We start from the raw sequence: 19,592 nt of genomic DNA, 5'->3' as shown, positions 1-19,592 counted from the left end.
TGTTATCTCCTTGTTTCTTGATGATGAGCGGTTAAGTTTTGCCCATCTTGTTTTTTTAAAGCTGCAAACACAATGCTAGAAAGTATTGTGATAATTCCTAATATCATAAAAGTAATTTGAAAAGACTTAATGGTAGCGGTTTCCTCACCGACTAACCTAACAAGCACAGCACCTAAGGCGATACCGAAGCTAATAGCAAGTTGCTGGTTTACCGCCATTAAACTATTCCCACTACTGGTTGTTTCACCTTGTAAATCAGCTAAAGTGATACTGTTCATTGCCGTAAATTGTAATGAATTGGTACAACCAATGCAAAAAAGTAATAGACACATCAGGATGATCGGGGTGGATAAACTTAATTGTGACATTAATAAAATGAACGTTCCAGCCAATATAGTATTGCCAATCAAGACGTTTCGATACCCTAATTTAGCTAAAATTGTAGGAATAAACGATTTAATTGCCATTGAAGCTAACGCCATAGGAATTAATATCATTCCTGCTTCAATTGCTGAATAACCAAAGCCAACTTGTAATAGTAATGGAATTAAAAAAGGAACCCCTGAAATACCTAATCGACTTATCAAATTACCGATAATACCGATTTTAAAAGTGCGAATACTAAATAAAGATAATGGGAATAGAGGGGTCGTTGCTTTTTGAGCGTAGAATCGGTAACCAAACAGAAAGATTAAACTTATTATTGCCAAAAATAGTGAAATATAACTACTTTGTCCCTCACTTAGCAGCTCCAAACTTAACGTGGCACTAATAAATGTTATGGCAATAATAACAAAGCCCCAAAAATCAAAATAGATGCGTTCACCTTTAAGGTTTGGCATATATTTCCAAGCAATAATGATCCCAGCAATACCAACAGGGATATTAATTAAAAATACCCAATGCCAACTGATCATTTCAGCTAAATATCCGCCAAGAACAGGGCCAATTACAGGGCCTACCAGTCCTAAAATGGATGAGGTATTTAGCGCTGATAAAAATTCATTACGCCGATAAGATTTAATTAAGACTAATCTGGAAACAGGTACCATCATTGAACCGCCAATACCTTGTATAACCCTCGAAATATCCATAAAAATAAGGGTATTTGATAGGGCACAAGACAGCGATCCCGCTGTAAAAAGAAACACGGCGGTCACAAAAACATTTTTTGTTCCAAAGCGATCGGACAATAAACCACTAATCGGAATAAACAATGCTAAAGTTAATGCATAACAGATTACCGCAGATTGCATATTTAAGGGGGATTCATGGAGATCTTTAGCAATCGAGGGGAGTGCCGTATTTAATATTGATGTATCGAGTGATTGCATTAAAAATGCGACTGCCGCAATCCACGGCAACATTCGATATACCATAGGGGATAATTGAATATCATTGCTCATTATAGTGATTACCTATTATTGTTGCGATGATAGTTTTAAGGCTATCAATAAGATGATAGAAGACAATTTATCTCATATTACCTCGAAACGACTTTGTCGTCGATGAAATAAACCAGAAAGCATAATTTATTTAAGTTTTCTTTACAGTGAATTGGTGATATTTGTCGGTTTGGATTTGGTCGGTTTATCTTATCAATACTTGGCAAGTAATAGATAGCGATTACGCATTGTGTAATATTCATAATGAAATTAAGTGGGTAAGAGACACAATCGCAAAGTCTAAAAAACGATTTTAAGCAGTCAAAAAAATTGCCTTTTATCGCTAATGTTTGACGGTGATAATGCACATATAATTATAAAGCTATTTATAATTAATGCTTCAATGCTTTTTGATTGATTCGACTAAATAGCGTTAAGGTATTCGATAAGATTGTACGAAGTATTTCTGGTTGGGGTTCTTTGCGTAATTGACTTAAAACATTAAATATTTCAATTAGATATTCTGGGCGATTAATTTGACCTTGTCGACCACTTAATGGCATATCGGGGGCGTCGGTTTCAAGTACAAGACTTTCTAAAGGCAGTTGGGCAATGGTTTGGCGAGTTTTATTAGCGCGTGCGTAACTTATCACTCCCCCGACACCAATATAATAACCGAGTTTCACAAATTGCATCGCTTGTTGATAACTGCCCGAAAATCCATGTATGACACCCCGACAAGGTAAATTTGCTTGATGAAGTTCGTGGTACATAATGTCATGCGTTTTACGTGAATGAATCAAAACGGGTAAATCATATTTTTTAGCCAAGGTAAGCTGGGAACGAAAATAAAATAGTTGTTGTTGCCAATCAACGGTAAGATTGTATTTATCCAGACCAATTTCGCCCATTGCTACTAATTTTTTGGGGTTTTTATTAATAATATCGGATAATTTTTCTAAATCTGATTCTGTGTGTTGATAAATGGGATGTAAACCAAGCGCCGCATAAACTTCATTATATTGTTCGGCAAGGTGTAATATTGTATGAAAATGATTCGCAGCGACAGCTGGCACAATGAGCGCATCAATTTTTGCTTGCTGTATTTTGTCGATAGAATTAGTGATATCTGCGGTAAAAATCGGAAAATCAAAATGACAATGTGTATCAATAAACATAATGCCTCCTATTTTACCTTTTCTTGATGTAATAAAATGGGTAATAAAAATTGTCGAGCCGAATAAATAATCTGCTCAATAAGTGGATTGGTTAATTCAGGATATAATCGGGCATAATAATTATCACATTCTGCTGAATTGAATCCCCCTCCTTGCCAAGTGTTTTTAAGTTGATTGATAGCTTTTTGACTGATTTCAATCTCATTTGTTTTAGAATTATACGCGGATACTAACCAATTCCATGCACTTTGAATTGGAAAGAGTAACGGTTGATTAATACCTTGCAAATAGCCTTCGATTAAAGTTGTTAAAATAATTTGTGCTTGCTCAGGGTTTAAATATTCGAAACGCCATTCACTCTCTTCCCGACCATAGATGCGACTATAGCTATTCGTGTTTTCAGGATTGGAGATGCAATAAATAAGATGATCGATCCATAATGTCATGCCATCACGGATCGAAAGTTTCGATGGTCGCCATGTTAAAATCCCATCCTCTTGAACATGGGTTAACCAGCCTTGCAGTATGTAATGTTGTCCATTAGCAAAAAGGGTTAAATTGACCTCTTCGGCAGTTTGTATCAGGCGTTCTTGGCAAATTTTATTCGCTAACGATTGCATGGATTCATTTTGTTCATCATAAATAATCTGACCAAAGGCGCCGTCTGGTAACTCGCCGGTTAATGCTAATCGATGATACAAATCTGATTCTTGGATAGTGTGATCAATCAATTGATTTAAAATTTTTACATTAAGCTGGTATCGTTCAAAATTATCCAGATTAAAATTTTCAGCATCCGGTAAAGTATCATCAAGATAATTAATATAGAAATTGAATCGTTTTTGTAAAAAAAATCGTATGGAGTGTTGATAGAATCGTTTTAATTCATCAAGACTAATGTTATCAATCGTCATCGCCGAAATATCACTAATGAAGGATTGACTTTCACCTTGCTGTTGTGCTGCCGGTAGCCATTCATTGGCATAGCTTTTAGGCGGATTTAAATAATTTTGAGGATTAAATGGTGTGCGCGTATGGATGACACGTAAATTATCGAAACCGTTTGTACTATCTTTGGTATCATTATAGTATTGAATGATATAGTCCCATAGTTCATCAATTAATACTGACGGATAACGTTCAGTATTATCTTTAATTTCTCGCCCAATATAACTCATGTAGAGTTGTTTTTGAGCCGATAAAATTGCTTCTAAAAAGAGATACCGATCATCTGTGCGACGACTTCGATCCCCTCGTCTTGGGTACTGAGCAATCAAATCAAAATCAAGCGGTAGCGATGTTCTAGGATAATCACCATCATTCATGCCTAATAGACATACCACTTTAAAGGGAATCGAACGCATTGGCATCATAGTACAAAAATTGATTTTGCCCACTAAAAAACGATGAGCTAAATGATTTTGTTCTAAACGTGATTGCATCGCATCATGTAAAATAGTCATCGATATGTTATCCGCAAAATTTGCTAACAATCCACTGTCAATCAGCTTTTGCCACTCATCTTGAATCATCAATAAAATAGATTCACGTTGTTCATTACTAATAAAAAAATCATTGAGTAATTCAAGGCAACAACTTTGCCATTCAACTAATGGTTTGGCTTGACTTAACAATGTTGACCATTTACGGACTATACTAATAAATTCAGCTAATTGACCAATAAGTTCAGCATCCAAACCAGTCGCACCATCATACGGGAGTATTTGCTGCCAGCTTCCTTGCTCACTGCTCATCGTATAACCAAGCAACAAACGTTCAAGTCCAAATAACCAACTATGGGCATTTTCAAGACCAAAACGAATACCCGATTCAATGATCCATGTCCTTAAAAGCGTTAATTGTGATTCATTGATCGAAAATTTTTCCGAAATTGCTGGAATCTCCAGTAAATTAAATAACTCTTCTGCTGTAAATCGACTTTGAGGGAAATTTAAAATCGCAAAAAATGCTTGCACAATGGGATCAATATTTCGAGCTTTCTGATCGGAAATAGTGAAAGGTAGATAACGTTGACCTTCAGCATTACCAAAAACGGCACGAATATAAGGGATGTATTTATCAATATCTGAAACCATCACAATGCAATCACGTAACTCTATGGTTGGATCAGCATCAAAGACAGATAGTAAATAGTCATAGAGTACTTCGACCTCACGCTGTTCGCTATGGCATGCATGAAACGAAATTGATTTATCGGTTGAGTTAATGTGAAGTGCAGTTTTATCTGACGGATATAGCTCCAGTATATCTTGCTGAATAGCATGTAATAAACAAGTGCGATCGTGATCAGCAAACACATCAATATCTTGTTTGTTTTGGAATTCCTGTAATAAAAACAGACAATCCCGACCTAGTTTTCCCCATGACGTTAAGAGTGGATTTGGGATTTTATCGGGTGTATTTTGTATGTCAGTTAGCTGTTTTTCGACAATATCTCCCCAATACCATTTGCAAGGATTGTTAAACATTAAATGTACATCGATATGTTTTCCAAGTGCTGAGAGTAGCGAAAGATAAATGGGTGGAAGGGAAGTAATACCAAAAATAAAAATACGGTCGGGTAACGTATTTAACCGTTTTTTATCAAAATGGTCATCCAGTAGGATATCAAGCATTTGCTGGTAGATATTTGCACGGTGATACGGCTGACTAATGGCTATTAATTGTCTCCACAGCTCAGCTTGCCAAATTTCATCGGGATGATGATTTAATTCGACCACGGTTTTATTCGATTCCCATTTTGCTAGCCAGTCAGGGCGATAAACTAAGTACTGATCGTATAAACGAGCAATACGTGTTGCCAGTTGATATAACTTTCTTTCTGTTTTATCTATATTGAGATAATGTTTGAGTGCGCTAAATTCCTGCTTATCAATGAGTTGAGGCAGCAAATAAAATAGACGCCAAGTCATGGCTTCAGGATTAAAACTGTTTTCAATAGGCGAATCGGGTAATAAAGCTTGATAAACTTGCCAGATAAACTGAGTTGGATAAGGAAAAGCAATGTTTGCCACAATACCGAGTGCATCTGCAAGCTCGATCTGCAACCATTGCGCCATGCCTTGGCTTTGCACGATCACCATATCGGGCATGAACACATTTTCTAATGGTTGTCTTTGCATCAATTCACTCACCAATGATTTGAGCAGATCGACTTGATTTGAATGATAAATGGTAAACATAGTCGCTTTAAATTCGAAAAGATTATTCAAAATTATCGCTGATAGTGAGTAATAAATCTAGTAGCCTATCATTAGAGACAATAGATTTTGAGTCATTTTAGTTTTTAACGTAATGGATATCACCAAAGAAGCAGGCACACAAAACATTCATAATTTATCTTACTCAAAGTAAATTTTGCAGTTTGCTTAGCAGTATTCTCATTTTTAATTATTTTTATTTACGACATAAAAATTTCACAATATAAAAAAAGATGAGTTAATTATTCAATTCAATTATAAAAGTAATAAACGGTTTTACTTCACAGTGTGAATATGAAGACTTGTTGTTATTGGGGTACTGAACAGGACTATTGGAAAAGCAGAAAAGATTACAAAATTAATTTTTGTAATCTTTTTGATTTTAATAACGAAACTATTGTCCAATACGGCGTGTTAATTCGATAACACGCATTTTAGCTAAAGCTTTTGACAATTCAGCAGAGGCTTGTGCAAATGACATATCATCACTTGGGTGATTAATATGTTCTTGGGCACGTCTGACTGCTTCTTGTGCTCTGGCTTCATCTAAATCTTCGCCTCGAATAGCCGTATCAGCTAAGATTGTTACTATATTAGGTTGAACTTCTAATATACCACCCGATAGGTAGATAAATTCTTCTTCACCATTGGGTTTCACAATACCCACCATACCTGGTTTAATGGTAGTAAGCAGTGGCGTATGACCCGGGTAAATACCGAGTTCACCTTCAATACCTGTGACTCTGATTCGCTGAACATCACCCGAAAATAGGTGAGATTCAGCACTAACAACTTCTAATTGATAGGAAGTTAGTGCCATAATACTATCTCCGTTCAATGAATCTCTTACAGAGATTTCGCTTTTTCAATCGCTTCATCGATTGAACCAACCATATAGAATGCTTGTTCAGGAATGTGATCATAATCACCGTTCATGATACCTTTAAAAGCACTGATTGTATCTTTTAATGGCACATATTTACCCGGTGAGCCAGTGAACACTTCGGCAACGAAGAATGGTTGAGATAAGAAGCGTTGAATTTTACGTGCACGAGCCACGGTCAATTTATCGTCTTCTGATAACTCATCCATACCAAGAATAGCGATAATATCTTTTAATTCTTGATAACGTTGTAAAATTGATTGCACGCCTCGTGCACAATCATAGTGTTCTTGACCAACAACCAATGGATCTAATTGACGACTGGTTGAATCAAGTGGATCAACCGCAGGATAGATACCTAATGAAGCGATTTGACGACTTAATACGATTGTTGCATCTAAGTGAGCAAAGGTTGTCGCTGGTGATGGGTCTGTCAAGTCATCGGCTGGTACGTATACGGCTTGAATTGATGTAATTGAACCAGTTTTAGTCGATGTAATACGTTCTTGAAGGATACCCATTTCTTCGGCTAATGTTGGTTGATAACCTACTGCTGATGGCATACGACCCAATAGCGCCGATACTTCTGTTCCGGCTAAGGTATAACGATAAATATTATCGATAAATAAGAGTACGTCTTTACCTTCATCACGGAATTTTTCAGCCATCGTTAATCCTGTCAACGCTACGCGTAAACGGTTTCCAGGTGGCTCATTCATCTGACCATAAACAAGCGATACTTTATCAAGTACGTTTGATTCTTTCATTTCATGATAAAAGTCATTACCCTCACGAGTACGCTCACCAACACCTGTAAATACAGAGTATCCAGAATGTTCGATAGCAATGTTACGGATTAACTCCATCATGTTAACGGTTTTACCTACACCTGCACCACCGAAAAGACCGACTTTGCCCCCTTTTGCAAATGGACAAATTAAGTCGATAACTTTAATACCGGTTTCAAGTAACTCAGTTGAGTTAGCCAGTTCTTCATAGGTTGGCGCTGCACGGTGAATAGCCCAGCGCTCTTCTTCGCCAATTGGACCTGCTTTATCAACAGGATCACCAAGTACGTTCATAATACGACCTAGTGTTTTAGTACCTACCGGTACTTCAATGCCGTGCCCTGTGTTGACGACTTTAAGTCCACGTCTTAAACCATCAGATGATCCCATTGCGATACAACAAACAACGCCACCACCTAATTGTTGCTGAACTTCCAGAACTAATTTTTCGGCGCCAGTTTCCACTTCTAATGCATCATATACCTTTGGTACTGCATCTTCTGGGAATTCGACATCAACCACCGCACCGATGATCTGGACAATCTTTCCAGTAGCCATTTTTATTCCTCTACGTCTTTTTCTTAACTATAAGCCAATATATTTAGCATTAACCTGAAACAGCAGCTGCGCCCGATACAATATCAATCAATTCATTGGTAATCGCACCTTGACGTGCTTTGTTATACACAATCTGTAATTCATTGATTAAATTTGCACCATTATCGGTTGCTGCTTTCATGGCCACCATTCTTGCTGCTTGTTCACTCGCTAGATTTTCTACCACAGCTTGATAAACCTGTGATTCAATATAACGACGTAAAATCACATCTAAAAGCGATTTAGCTTCAGGCTCATAAATATAATCCCATGTTGAAGCAGTGAGTTTTTTATCTTCTGAATGCGGTAATGGTAATAATTGCTGAATAGTCGGTTTTTGCGACATGGTGTTAATAAATCTATTCGTTGCGATATATAATCTATCAATTTTCCCATTGTCATACGACTCAAGCATCGTTTTTACTGGACCTATCAGATCAGATAATTCTGGTTCATCACCTAAATTAGTCACTTGGGTTAAAATATTTGTTTTTACTGATGAGAAAAACGAAACCCCTCGTGAACCAATTAATGCGACATCTGCTTCTACACCTTTTTCCTGCCATGCTGACATATCAGCAACAACAGTTTTAAAAAGATTGATATTTAAACCACCACATAAACCACGATCGGTTGAAATAATAAGATAACCAACTCGTTTTACATCCCTTTCTTCTAAATAAGGATGTTTGGCACCTATTTGAGCTAACGCTAAATGTCCAATTACTTCACGAATCATTTCTGCATATGGACGAGAAGATGCCATTCTATCTTGCGTTTTACGCATTTTGGAATTGGCAACCATTTCCATTGCTTTTGTGATCTTTTGCGTACTTTGGATACTGGCAATTTTCGTTCTGATCTCTTTTGCATTAGCCATTTGTTACCTCACCCTTACCAAGTTTGAGTTGATTTAAAGCTATCAAGCATTGCTTTTAACTTACTTTCAATCTCATCATTGTAATTGCCTGTCTCGTCAATCTGTTTAACAAAATCGGCATATTGACTATGCGCATAAGCTAGTAGTGCTGCTTCAAATGGTAAAACCTTAGCGAGTTCAACATCTTCAAGATAACCACGCTCTGCTGCATAAAGAACAATTGATTGTTCAGCAACTGTCATTGGTGAGTATTGCTTTTGTTTCAATAATTCAGTTACTTTTTCACCATGACTTAATTGGTTTCTTGTTGCTTCATCTAAATCAGATGCAAACTGAGAAAACGCCGCTAATTCACGATATTGTGCAAGGGCTGTACGAATACCACCAGATAATTTTTTCATTATCTTAGTTTGAGCCGCGCCACCTACACGAGAAACCGAAATACCTGGGTTAACCGCAGGACGGATACCAGAGTTAAACAAGCTGGTTTCTAAGAATATCTGACCATCAGTAATTGAAATTACGTTAGTTGGTACGAACGCTGAAACGTCACCAGCTTGGGTTTCAATAATCGGTAGAGCCGTTAATGAACCTGTTTTACCTTTCACTTCACCTTTGGTGAACTCTTCAACATACGCTTCGTTAACACGTGCTGCACGTTCAAGTAGGCGAGAATGTAAATAGAATACATCACCCGGATAAGCTTCACGCCCAGGTGGACGACGAAGTAACAATGAAATTTGACGGTAAGCAACCGCTTGTTTAGATAAATCATCATAAACAATTAATGCATCTTGACCACGATCACGGAAGTACTCGCCCATTGCACAACCTGCGTACGGCGCTAAGTATTGTAATGCCGCTGATTCAGAAGCGGATGCAACAACCACAATGGTATTTTTTAGTGCACCATGTTCTTCAAGTTTACGTACAACATTGGCAATGGTTGATTGTTTTTGACCAATGGCAACATAGATACATTTAACACCTGAGTTACGTTGGTTAATAATTGCGTCGATTGCTAATGCGGTTTTACCGGTTTGTCGGTCACCGATGATAAGTTCACGTTGACCACGTCCGATAGGAATCATTGAGTCAACGGCTTTATAACCGGTTTGCAATGCTTGGTCAACCGATTGACGGTCGATAACACCAGGTGCGACGACTTCTACAGGAGAAAAACCATCATTTTGAATTGAACCTTTACCGTCGATTGGTTCACCAAGGGTATTAATAACCCGACCTAATAGACCATCGCCGACAGGTACTTCTAAAATACGACCAGTACATTGTACTTTCATCCCTTCGGATAGATCTTCGTATGGTCCCATAACGACTGCACCGACAGAATCTCTTTCAAGGTTTAACGCCATTGCGTAACGATTTCCGGGTAGTGAAATCATTTCACCTTGCATGACATCGGTTAATCCGTGGATTCGAAGGATACCATCACTTACCGATATGATCCTTCCTTCATTGTGAGCGTTACTCACAATATTGAACTGAGCAATACGCTCTTTAATTAGTTCACTTATTTCAGTTGAATTTAGCTGCATTATCAGTCCCCTTAAGACTGTAGAGCGTCATTTAATCTTGTTAAACGCCCTCTGATACTACTATCAATAACCATATCGCCCGTACGAATAATAAAACCAGAAATGAGCGATGGATCAATATGACATTTTAGTTTTACTTTTCGTGATAAACGTTTTTCGACAGCGATAGAAATCTTATCAAGTTGTTCGTTAGACAGTGCTTGTGCCGAAATGACATCGACATCTGCTTGCGCTTCTCTCTCTAAACAATATTGTTCAAACAGTGTAAGCACTTCGGGAAGAAGAGATAACCGTTTGTTTTCAGACATAATCTTAATAAAATTTGTACTAAACTCATCTAATACATCTTGACAGATATTGATGAGTAAGTTTGCAACCGAATCGGCTTTCATGTCAGATGTCAAAATACTACGTATTTGTTCGTTTTGACTAACTTGAGATGTTACCATTAGCATTTTATGCCATGATTCGATATTGTTTTTTTCTACCGCAAACTCGAAAGCAGCTTTAGCATAAGGGCGAGCAATTGTAATTAAGTCTGCCATTGCTCTAGTCTCCTTATAATTCAGCTACGAGTTTATCAATGATGTCGCTATTTGCGGCTTCATTAACAGAGCGTTCAATAATTTTTTCTGCACCAGCAATAGCAAGTGTAGCGACTTGTTGTTTAAGCTCTTCTTTAGCTCGTTTACGTTCAGCCTCTACTTCAGCAAATCCTTGCGCAACAATTCGTTCTTTTTCTCGAATTGCTTCTTGTTGTGCTTCTTCAAGAATAATTGCTTTGCGTTTATTGGCTTGCTCTATAATTGCATTAGCCTCAACCTTAGCCTGTTGCATTAAGTCAGATGTATTTGCTTTGGCTAGTTCCAAATCTTTTTTTGCTGTTTCTGCTGAAGCAAGTCCATCAGCTATCTCTTTTTGACGTTTTTCAATCGCAGCGATAACAGGAGGCCAAACAAACTTCATACAGAACCAAACAAACAATACAAATGTAATTGCTTGGCCGAGGAGAGTTGCGTTCATATTCATGAGACGATTCCTCTTAGATTTTTATTAGCCGGCAACAGCAAAGATGATATAAAGCGCAATACCCACACAAATCATTGGGATCGCATCCACTAGCCCCATAACAATGAAAAATTGAGTTCGTAACATAGGGATTAATTCCGGTTGACGTGCTGCACCTTCTAAGAATTTACCACCTAGTATACCGATACCAATTGCGCCTCCTACAGCAGCTAATCCCATCATTATGCCTGCGGCTACATATAAAATTTCCATTATATACTCCAGTTTAATATAAAAAATATTGAAATTAATGTTCTTCCGTTGTCGATGCCATTGCTAAATAAACGATCGTCAACACCATAAAAATAAAAGCTTGTAACGTAATAATTAAAATATGGAAAATGGCCCACGGTAAAGATAATACCCATTGTGACCACCAAGGTATTAATGCCGCAATTAAGATGAAAATAAGTTCACCTGCATACATATTGCCGAAAAGTCGTAGACCTAAAGATAGTGGTTTAGCTAATAGACCGACAAGTTCAAGTACTAAATTGATTGGTGCAAAAGCCCAGTGATTAAAAGGATGAAGGGTGTAATCTTTGATAAACCCTGAAATTCCTTTGTACTTGATAGAATAGAAAATAATTAAAATAAAGACGCCTAAAGCCATTGACATAGTAATGCTGACATCTGCTGTTGGCACTACTCTTAAATGAGATAAACCTAAGTATTGTCCTGCGTAAGGGAGGAAATCAACCGGGATAAGATCCATGAGATTCATAAAAAAGACCCAAATAAATACCGTTAATGCTAACGGTGCAATGAGCTTGTTTTGACCAGTGAACATGTCTTTGACAGTATTATTAACAAATTCAAAGATCATCTCGACAGCACATTGTAATTTACCTGGTACCCCACTTGTTGCTTTTTTGGCAACACGATGAAAAATCCACAAGAAAATAACACCAAGAAAAATTGAAAAAAACAATGAATCAAGATTAAAGGTCCAAAAACCTGAACCTACTTGTAAGTTTTCAAGATGGTGCTTGATATAAGCCTGTGGCGAAGCCGGAGAGGAAACTGCCATATAACCTTCTTACTTATTCCTAAAAATAAAAAATATTACAATGTTTTATCTATATTAAAAGGTATAGACAATCGCTGTAATAACCCTAAGCTAGTATTTTAAACCCAATTACCTATATAAAGTCAACAAATTATTAACAAAATAAATAAATTCAACACTTTTTACTAAAAAATTGTAAATAAACAGAGCTTGCTTAATAAACTCATTAAACGTATTGACTTATTAAAAACTTATTATTACATATAAAAAATATTATTTTTAAGCTTTAACAGCTAGTGCAATACGTTCTGCCAATTTTTGTACTTCGGCTTCTTCACTGCCTTCAACCATTACTCTAATGAGAGGTTCTGTTCCAGATTTGCGAATTAATACCCGCCCGTTACCATCTAGTTCTTTTTCAACTTGCTCTATTGCTAGTTTTACTGCTGAATTTTTTAATGGATCACTTTTTTCGGTATAGTGAACATTAATTAATACTTGAGGTAACATTATCATGCCACTACATAAATCTGATAAAGACATATCGTTGCGAACCATAGCACTTAAAACTTGTAGACCAGCAATAATGCCATCGCCAGTTGTTGTTTTGTCTAATAGCAAAACATGACCTGAGTTTTCAGCCCCTAAACGCCATTTCTTCTCAATAAGCTTTTCAAGAACATAACGGTCACCAACTTTAGCACGAGCAAAAGGTATGCCAAGGTTTTTAAGTGCTATTTCCAGTCCCATATTACTCATTAATGTACCGACAACGCCACCTTTTAGTTGACCTTGTCTGAGTGCTTCGCGAGCAATGATATAAATAATCTGATCGCCATCAATTTTTCGACCTTCATGGTCAACCATTATAATGCGATCACCATCCCCGTCTAATGCAAAACCTAAATCTGCTTGTTCATCAATAACTCGTTTTGACAATGCTCTAACATCAGTAGCACCACAATTTTCATTAATATTAACGCCGTCAGGTTCACAGCCAATTTTGATGACTTTTGCGCCGAGCTCACGCAATACTTTTGGCGCAATATGATAGGTTGCGCCATTCGCACAATCGACTACAATTTTCAGACCCGATAGACTTAGCTCATGATCAAAGGTGCTTTTACAAAATTCGATATAACGGCCTGCTGCATCAGTAATACGGCTAGCACGTCCTAATTGTTTGGATTCGACACAATCTATATCTTTTTCTAATTCTGCTTCAATTTCTAATTCAATCGAATCAGCAAGTTTTTTTCCTTCGGTAGAAAAAAATTTAATACCATTATCGTAAAAAGGATTATGTGAAGCAGAAATGACAATACCCGCATCAGCTCGAAAAGTACGAGTTAAATAAGCGATAGCAGGCGTTGGCATTGGTCCGGTAAAGGCAGTAGCAACACCGGCAGACGCAAAACCAGCTTCAAGTGCTGATTCAAGCATATAGCCTGATATACGCGTATCTTTTCCGATTAAGACTTTTTTCACACCATCTTTAGCTAATATGCGTCCAGCTGCCCAACCTAATTTAAGAGCAAAATCGGGAGTGATAGGATATTGTCCAACTTTACCTCGTATCCCATCAGTACCAAAATATTTTCGATTAGACATTTTATTTCCTCATACTAAATTTTATTTCTAATAATAATTTTATTGATAAATAATTACATAAGATTTTTGTGCTAATTATAATTAATGATGTCGGATGTTATATTTATGCATAATAAAATTATTCTCTATTATCATTAGCGAATTTTAATAAAACTTGGCTTTCTTTGATAAAACGTTGTGCATAGCTACCAAACCATTTGGTGACTTCATTAAAATTCTCAACAAATTTTGCCTTATCGCGTTGCTCAATCAATTCAACCATCTGTCCAAAGCGCTGATAATAGCGTTTAATTAATTCGATATTATCATCTGATGCCATAATGATATCGGCATAAAGTTCAGGATCTTGAGCAAATAATCTGCCAACCATCATCAGTTCAAGGCGATATATAGGAGAAGAAAGGGCGATTAGTTTTTCTAAATCAACATGTTCTTGCTGTAAATTAACACCATAAGAAAAAGAGGTGAAATGGCGTAATGCTTGAATAAATGACATGCATTTGTCATGCTCTTTGGCACTGATAGCACATAAATTTGCACCCCAAATGCGCATTTGATCAATAAGCCATTGGTATTTTTCAGGCTCTCGTCCTTCACAATACACTATAATTTGTTTTGCTAAATTAGGTACATCAGGACCAAACATAGGGTGTAAGCCAACGACAGGGCCAGGATGTTTTTCTAACATGGCTTGAAGCGGTTTTACTTTGATAGAAGTGAAATCGGTTAATATACAATTTTTAGGTAGAGTCGGTAATTGTCGAATGATTTCACAGGTTTTATTAATTGGTACGGTCACAATGACTGCAGCGGCATCGGCAACTACCTGCGAGGCTTGGTGCATAGTTTTGGAACCTAATGTTTTAACTTCATAGCCAGATAGGGTGAATAATTGTGCAAACAACCGCCCCATTTGACCATTACCACCGATAATGACAATTGATCCTTTACCTGTGTAAACTTTTTTAAAACCTTTGTCGTTTTCACTAATATAAGACTCTCGCATTAGTCGTCGTAATATATCTTCGATTAGCGCTGGAGAAATACCTAAATTTTCTGCCTCTTGCCGTCTTTTCGCTAACATCTCAGCTTCACGCTTCGGATCATAAATTGGAATACCATATTTGCTTTTTACTTCGCCAACTTCGGCGACTAAGGCTAATCGCTGAGTAATGAGTGACAAAATTGATTTATCGACCTCATCAATTTTATCGCGTAGTTCAAGTAATTCCGTGGACATATTCGGTGATTCCTTTATCACAAATGGTAGCTTTTACTGTAATAGCTTAACAGTATATCGTATTTTTGATAGCATGGTTAAATCTAAACATCAATTCGAATATAATAAATTTATCATGAAAGTTATCTCATTTAATATTAATAGTCTGCGTGCACGCATTCATCAGTTAGCCGCAATTATCGATAAACATCAGCCCGACATAATTGGTTTACAAGAAACCAAAGTTCATAATGATCAATTTCCTCTCGAAGAGTTAGCACAATTTGGTTATCACTTACATTATCATGGTCAAAAAGGGCATTATGGTGTTGCGTTATTAACCAAACAAAAACCAATATCAGTGCAGTGTGGCTTTCCAACCGATAGTGATGATGCTCAGTGCCGTTTGATTATGGCAGAGTTACCGACCAACCAAGGAAATTTAACCGTGATAAATGGCTATTTTCCGCAGGGTGAAAGTATGCATCATGAAGTTAAATATCCTGCCAAACGTAAGTTTTATCATGATTTGATTGATTATTTACGGCAACATCAATTGAGTAATCAGTTATCCTTGATAATGGGAGATATGAATATTTGCCCAACCGATTTAGATATTGGTATTTCTGATGATAGTCGTAAACGTTGGTTACGAACTGGTAAATGTTCATTTTTACCCGAAGAGCGGGAATGGATGGATAATTTAATGTCACTAGGCTTTATCGATACTTACCGTCATGCACATCCAACTGAACAAGACTATTCATGGTTTGATTATCGATCTAAAGGTTTTGATACCTTTACTGGACTGCGCATCGATTTAATTTTAGCTAGTCAAAAATTGTTATCCTATTGTCAACAAACTGGCATTGATTATGATATTCGAGCCATGGACAAACCATCTGATCATGCGCCAATTTGGGCAGAATTCGATTTAACGTAAATTTTTAGTGTCATTAAGAAGGATGAGTACATGTTGAATAATTCGATTTTATCGGTAAAAGATCTTAATCAAATGGTCAAAGATCTACTTTCTGATGCGATTGGTCAAATTTGGTTAGTTGGCGAAATTTCGAATTTTTCTCGTCCATCTTCAGGGCATTGGTATTTTACGCTTAAAGATGATGCTGCCCAAGTGCGTTGTGCGATGTTTCGAAATAGTAATTTTCGAACAGGATTTACACCGCAAAATGGGCAACAAGTTTTAGTTCGAGCGATGGTGACATTGTACGAAGCACGTGGAGAATATCAATTAGTCATTGATAAAATGCAACCGGCTGGAGCAGGATTACTGCAACAAAAATTTGAGCAATTAAAACAAAAACTATCTGATGAAGGACTCTTTGATCCTATCTATAAAAAAAGTTTACCGGAAAATATTCGTACTGTTGGTATTATTACCTCGGCAACTGGGGCGGCATTGCATGATATTTGTCAGATTTTAAAACGCCGGGATCCCAGTTTACAGGTAATCATTTATCCGACCCAAGTTCAAGGTACAGAAGCTGCTGGTCAAATTGCCAAGATGATCCAAATAGCAAATGTACGTCAAGAGTGTGATGTATTGATAGTTGGGCGAGGTGGTGGATCGCTTGAAGATCTTTGGTCATTCAATGAAGAAGTGGTTGCAAGAGCGATATTTGCTAGTCAACTACCTATTGTAAGTGCAGTTGGACATGAAATTGACTTCACAATAGCTGATTTTGTTGCTGATGTGAGAGCTGCAACGCCTTCCGCTGCCGCAGAGCTTGTTAGTCATGATAATAAAGAACAGATTCGGCGAATTTTGATACAAGAACAACATTTATCGATGGCGATGGATTATTACTTAACAAGACAACGCGAAATATTGAATACATGGTTTCATCGACTTCAAGCGGAACATCCCCAAGCAAAGCTATCTCAACAATTAAATCGACTCATTACTTATCGACATGCGTTATATGAAAATATTCAACAATATTTGCTTAAACTTACTAATCAATATAATCGATTAGATAGAAAGTTATTGAGTGTTTCGCCAGAATATCACATCACGTTTTATGGTCAGACATTATATCAAAAGCAACAGCAACTGATTAATATGATTAAACAAAAATTAGCAATGTCGCAACATCAATTTGTTTTACAAACCTCACAACTTAATAACTTAAGTCCGCTGGCAACGTTAGAGCGGGGTTATTCCATTACCACTAACCAACATGATGATGTGATTTGTAATAGTCAACAAGTGAAAGTGGGTGAATGTATCACGACAAAGTTAAAAGAAGGGATTTTAGTCAGTCAAATTACTGAGGTGAAATAAAATAATTAATTATTACGATAAAAATCATATTACTAAACTTCAATTTTATACAATAAAGTATACTGATTATTTTAATCAAATAAAATTGTCATTAAAATAGTAATACAGTATATAATACTACGTTTAAATTTTTTTTTATAACTAATAACTAATAATATTTAAGTACATAAGAGAATAGACGATTTATGCATCCCCCAATAGGTATTGATTTAGGTACAACAAACAGCTTAATTTGTGTTTGGCAAGATAGTAAACCGACGCTGATTCCCAACGCAATTGGAGAAGTGGTAACACCATCAGCAATAAGTATTGATGAAGATGGATCCATTTTAGTTGGTCGAGCAGCGTTATCACGATTAACAACTCATCCCAATCAAAGTGCATCAGCATTTAAACGTTTTTTAGGATCGAATAAAGTTTTTGAATTAGGCGATAAGAAGTTTACGCCAACAGAACTTTCTGCAATTGTCCTAAAATCTTTAAAAGCTGATGCTGAAGCTTTTCTAAAACAAAACATTCATGATGTGGTGATTTCTGTCCCTGCTTATTTTAATGATGAGCAGCGCAAACAAACCCGTTTTGCAGCTGAACTTGCTGGATTAAACGCGGTACGTTTAATTAATGAACCAACTGCAGCGTCCATGGCATATGGCTTGCATGATGAACAATCCGGTAATACATTAGTTTTTGATTTGGGTGGGGGAACATTTGATGTCACCGTACTTGAGTACTCTATGCCAATAATCGAAGTCCATGCTTCGGCGGGCGATAATTATTTAGGTGGAGAAGATTTTACTCATGATATTGTTAAAGCTTGCTTAAGTGAATGGAATATTAAACAGCAAGATGTTTCAGCCGATGATTATGCCAGATTACTTGATTTAGCTGAACAGTTAAAATGCAAGTTAAACGGCGAACAGATGCAACACTTAACTTGGTTTTGGCAAGATAAAGAGAGGCAATTTGAGCTTAACGAAAATCGAGCTAAAATGATTTGGTTGCCATTATTAAATCGCCTTCGAGCACCGATCGAGCAAGCGTTAAGTGACGCTCGGTTGAAGCCGAATCAACTAGAACATATTGTGTTAGTGGGTGGTTCGTCTCAATTGGGCGTTGTGCGTGAACTGGTTACCAAATTATTTGGCAAATTACCTTATCGCCATATTAATCCGACCACTATTGTGGCACAAGGTGCTGCAGTACAAGCAGCTTGTCGATTGCGTAATAAAGATGTGGAAGAAGTTATTTTGACCGATGTTTGTCCTTACACATTAGGTATTGAAAGTGCGTCGGATAATGTTCATGGCTTATTTTCCCCCATTATTGAACGCAATACAATTGTACCAACTTCCAAAGTGAAGACTTTTTATACTAGTCGTCCACAACAAAAATTGATTTCTATAGCCGTTTATCAAGGCGAAAATCCACGTGTTGAAAACAATGTGTTAATTGATGAGTTTGAAGTTCCTTTAACGCCTATGGAAAAAATACAAGGGATTGATATTCGTTTCAGTTATGATTTAAATGGATTATTAGAGGTCGATGTTGTGGTACTTGAAACAGGTAAGCAACACGGCAAGGTAATCGATCATAGCCCGATAGGGTTAACAGAACAACAAAAACAGGAAAGTCATGAACGTTTAAAATCACTGAAAATTCATCCCCGAGATCAAATGCAAAATCGTACATTATTAGCTAGATTGGAACGTGCATGGGCGCAATCACTTGGTGATGAACGTCATTTAATTGGATCTTATCTTGAAGCATTTCTTGATGTATTAAATCGTCAAAATCCAGATGAAATTAATGAGTTTCGTTGTGATATTGAGTCTGAACTTAAAGATCTTGATAGATAATTATTCAAAGTAGTATTTATAAACTTCTCCCCTTTT

16 protein-coding genes are annotated in these 19,592 nt (G+C 36.9%); 3 read left to right on the top strand and 13 right to left on the bottom strand.

Going from position 1 to position 19,592, the window contains the following annotated elements:
- Positions 1–2: 2 nt before the first annotated feature.
- The 13 genes from ACGH47_RS05055 to tyrA all read right to left on the bottom strand — a co-directional run bounded on the left by ACGH47_RS05055 (position 3) and on the right by tyrA (position 15,416).
- Positions 3–1,406, bottom strand: coding sequence for an MFS transporter (locus ACGH47_RS05055; RefSeq protein ID WP_065558527.1), 1,404 nt, complete (start codon positions 1,404–1,406; stop codon positions 3–5).
- Positions 1,407–1,777: 371 nt separating this feature from the next.
- Positions 1,778–2,563 carry a TatD family hydrolase gene (locus tag ACGH47_RS05050; protein ID WP_411622875.1) on the bottom strand — a complete coding sequence of 262 codons (786 nt, stop codon included), beginning with the start codon at positions 2,561–2,563 and terminating at the stop codon, positions 1,778–1,780.
- Between the two features lie 8 nt (positions 2,564–2,571).
- Positions 2,572–5,766 (bottom strand): exodeoxyribonuclease V subunit gamma, encoded by a 3,195-nt coding sequence (recC, locus tag ACGH47_RS05045; RefSeq protein WP_411622874.1) that lies wholly within the window; start codon positions 5,764–5,766, stop codon positions 2,572–2,574.
- Positions 5,767–6,178: 412 nt separating this feature from the next.
- Positions 6,179–6,604, bottom strand: a complete 426-nt coding sequence (locus ACGH47_RS05040; protein WP_220216301.1) for a F0F1 ATP synthase subunit epsilon — start codon at positions 6,602–6,604, stop codon at positions 6,179–6,181.
- A 26-nt stretch (positions 6,605–6,630) separates the two neighbouring features.
- Entirely contained in the window at positions 6,631–8,013 is a 1,383-nt protein-coding gene (gene atpD, locus ACGH47_RS05035) for a F0F1 ATP synthase subunit beta (protein WP_065558531.1), read from the bottom strand.
- A 49-nt stretch (positions 8,014–8,062) separates the two neighbouring features.
- The gene (atpG, locus tag ACGH47_RS05030; protein WP_411622873.1) at positions 8,063–8,932 is read right to left on the bottom strand and encodes a F0F1 ATP synthase subunit gamma; all 870 of its coding nucleotides are present in this window, start codon (positions 8,930–8,932) and stop codon (positions 8,063–8,065) included.
- A gap of 14 nt (positions 8,933–8,946) precedes the next feature.
- Positions 8,947–10,488 carry a F0F1 ATP synthase subunit alpha gene (gene atpA, locus ACGH47_RS05025; protein WP_411622872.1) on the bottom strand — a complete coding sequence of 514 codons (1,542 nt, stop codon included), beginning with the start codon at positions 10,486–10,488 and terminating at the stop codon, positions 8,947–8,949.
- A gap of 11 nt (positions 10,489–10,499) precedes the next feature.
- Positions 10,500–11,033, bottom strand: a complete 534-nt coding sequence (gene atpH, locus ACGH47_RS05020; RefSeq protein WP_267350255.1) for a F0F1 ATP synthase subunit delta — start codon at positions 11,031–11,033, stop codon at positions 10,500–10,502.
- A gap of 13 nt (positions 11,034–11,046) precedes the next feature.
- Positions 11,047–11,517 carry a F0F1 ATP synthase subunit B gene (gene atpF, locus ACGH47_RS05015; RefSeq protein ID WP_065558535.1) on the bottom strand — a complete coding sequence of 157 codons (471 nt, stop codon included), beginning with the start codon at positions 11,515–11,517 and terminating at the stop codon, positions 11,047–11,049.
- A 24-nt stretch (positions 11,518–11,541) separates the two neighbouring features.
- Complete coding sequence (atpE, locus tag ACGH47_RS05010) at positions 11,542–11,769, bottom strand: F0F1 ATP synthase subunit C (RefSeq protein WP_370632135.1); 228 nt, start codon at positions 11,767–11,769, stop codon at positions 11,542–11,544.
- Between the two features lie 34 nt (positions 11,770–11,803).
- Positions 11,804–12,586 (bottom strand): F0F1 ATP synthase subunit A, encoded by a 783-nt coding sequence (gene atpB, locus ACGH47_RS05005; protein ID WP_065558537.1) that lies wholly within the window; start codon positions 12,584–12,586, stop codon positions 11,804–11,806.
- 258 nt (positions 12,587–12,844) lie between these two features.
- Entirely contained in the window at positions 12,845–14,176 is a 1,332-nt protein-coding gene (glmM, locus tag ACGH47_RS05000; RefSeq protein WP_267358943.1) for a phosphoglucosamine mutase, read from the bottom strand.
- Positions 14,177–14,294: 118 nt separating this feature from the next.
- A complete protein-coding gene (tyrA, locus tag ACGH47_RS04995) occupies positions 14,295–15,416 on the bottom strand; it encodes a bifunctional chorismate mutase/prephenate dehydrogenase (RefSeq protein ID WP_411622871.1) in 1,122 nt (373 codons plus the stop codon).
- Positions 15,417–15,531: 115 nt separating this feature from the next.
- On the opposite strand from tyrA, the gene xthA reads away from it, so the two are divergent.
- From xthA to ACGH47_RS04980, 3 genes are all read left to right on the top strand, one after another.
- Entirely contained in the window at positions 15,532–16,338 is an 807-nt protein-coding gene (gene xthA, locus ACGH47_RS04990) for an exodeoxyribonuclease III (RefSeq protein WP_411622870.1), read from the top strand.
- A 30-nt stretch (positions 16,339–16,368) separates the two neighbouring features.
- Entirely contained in the window at positions 16,369–17,700 is a 1,332-nt protein-coding gene (gene xseA, locus ACGH47_RS04985; RefSeq protein WP_267379607.1) for an exodeoxyribonuclease VII large subunit, read from the top strand.
- A gap of 185 nt (positions 17,701–17,885) precedes the next feature.
- Entirely contained in the window at positions 17,886–19,556 is a 1,671-nt protein-coding gene (locus ACGH47_RS04980) for an Hsp70 family protein (protein ID WP_411622869.1), read from the top strand.
- Positions 19,557–19,592: the final 36 nt, after the last annotated feature.

This window comes from Gilliamella sp. CG16, from assembly GCF_046635785.1.
Lineage (GTDB): Bacteria > Pseudomonadota > Gammaproteobacteria > Enterobacterales > Orbaceae > Gilliamella > Gilliamella apicola_I.
Note: the sequence above shows the minus strand (reverse complement) of the source record. Positions and strands in the feature narration are given on the sequence as shown.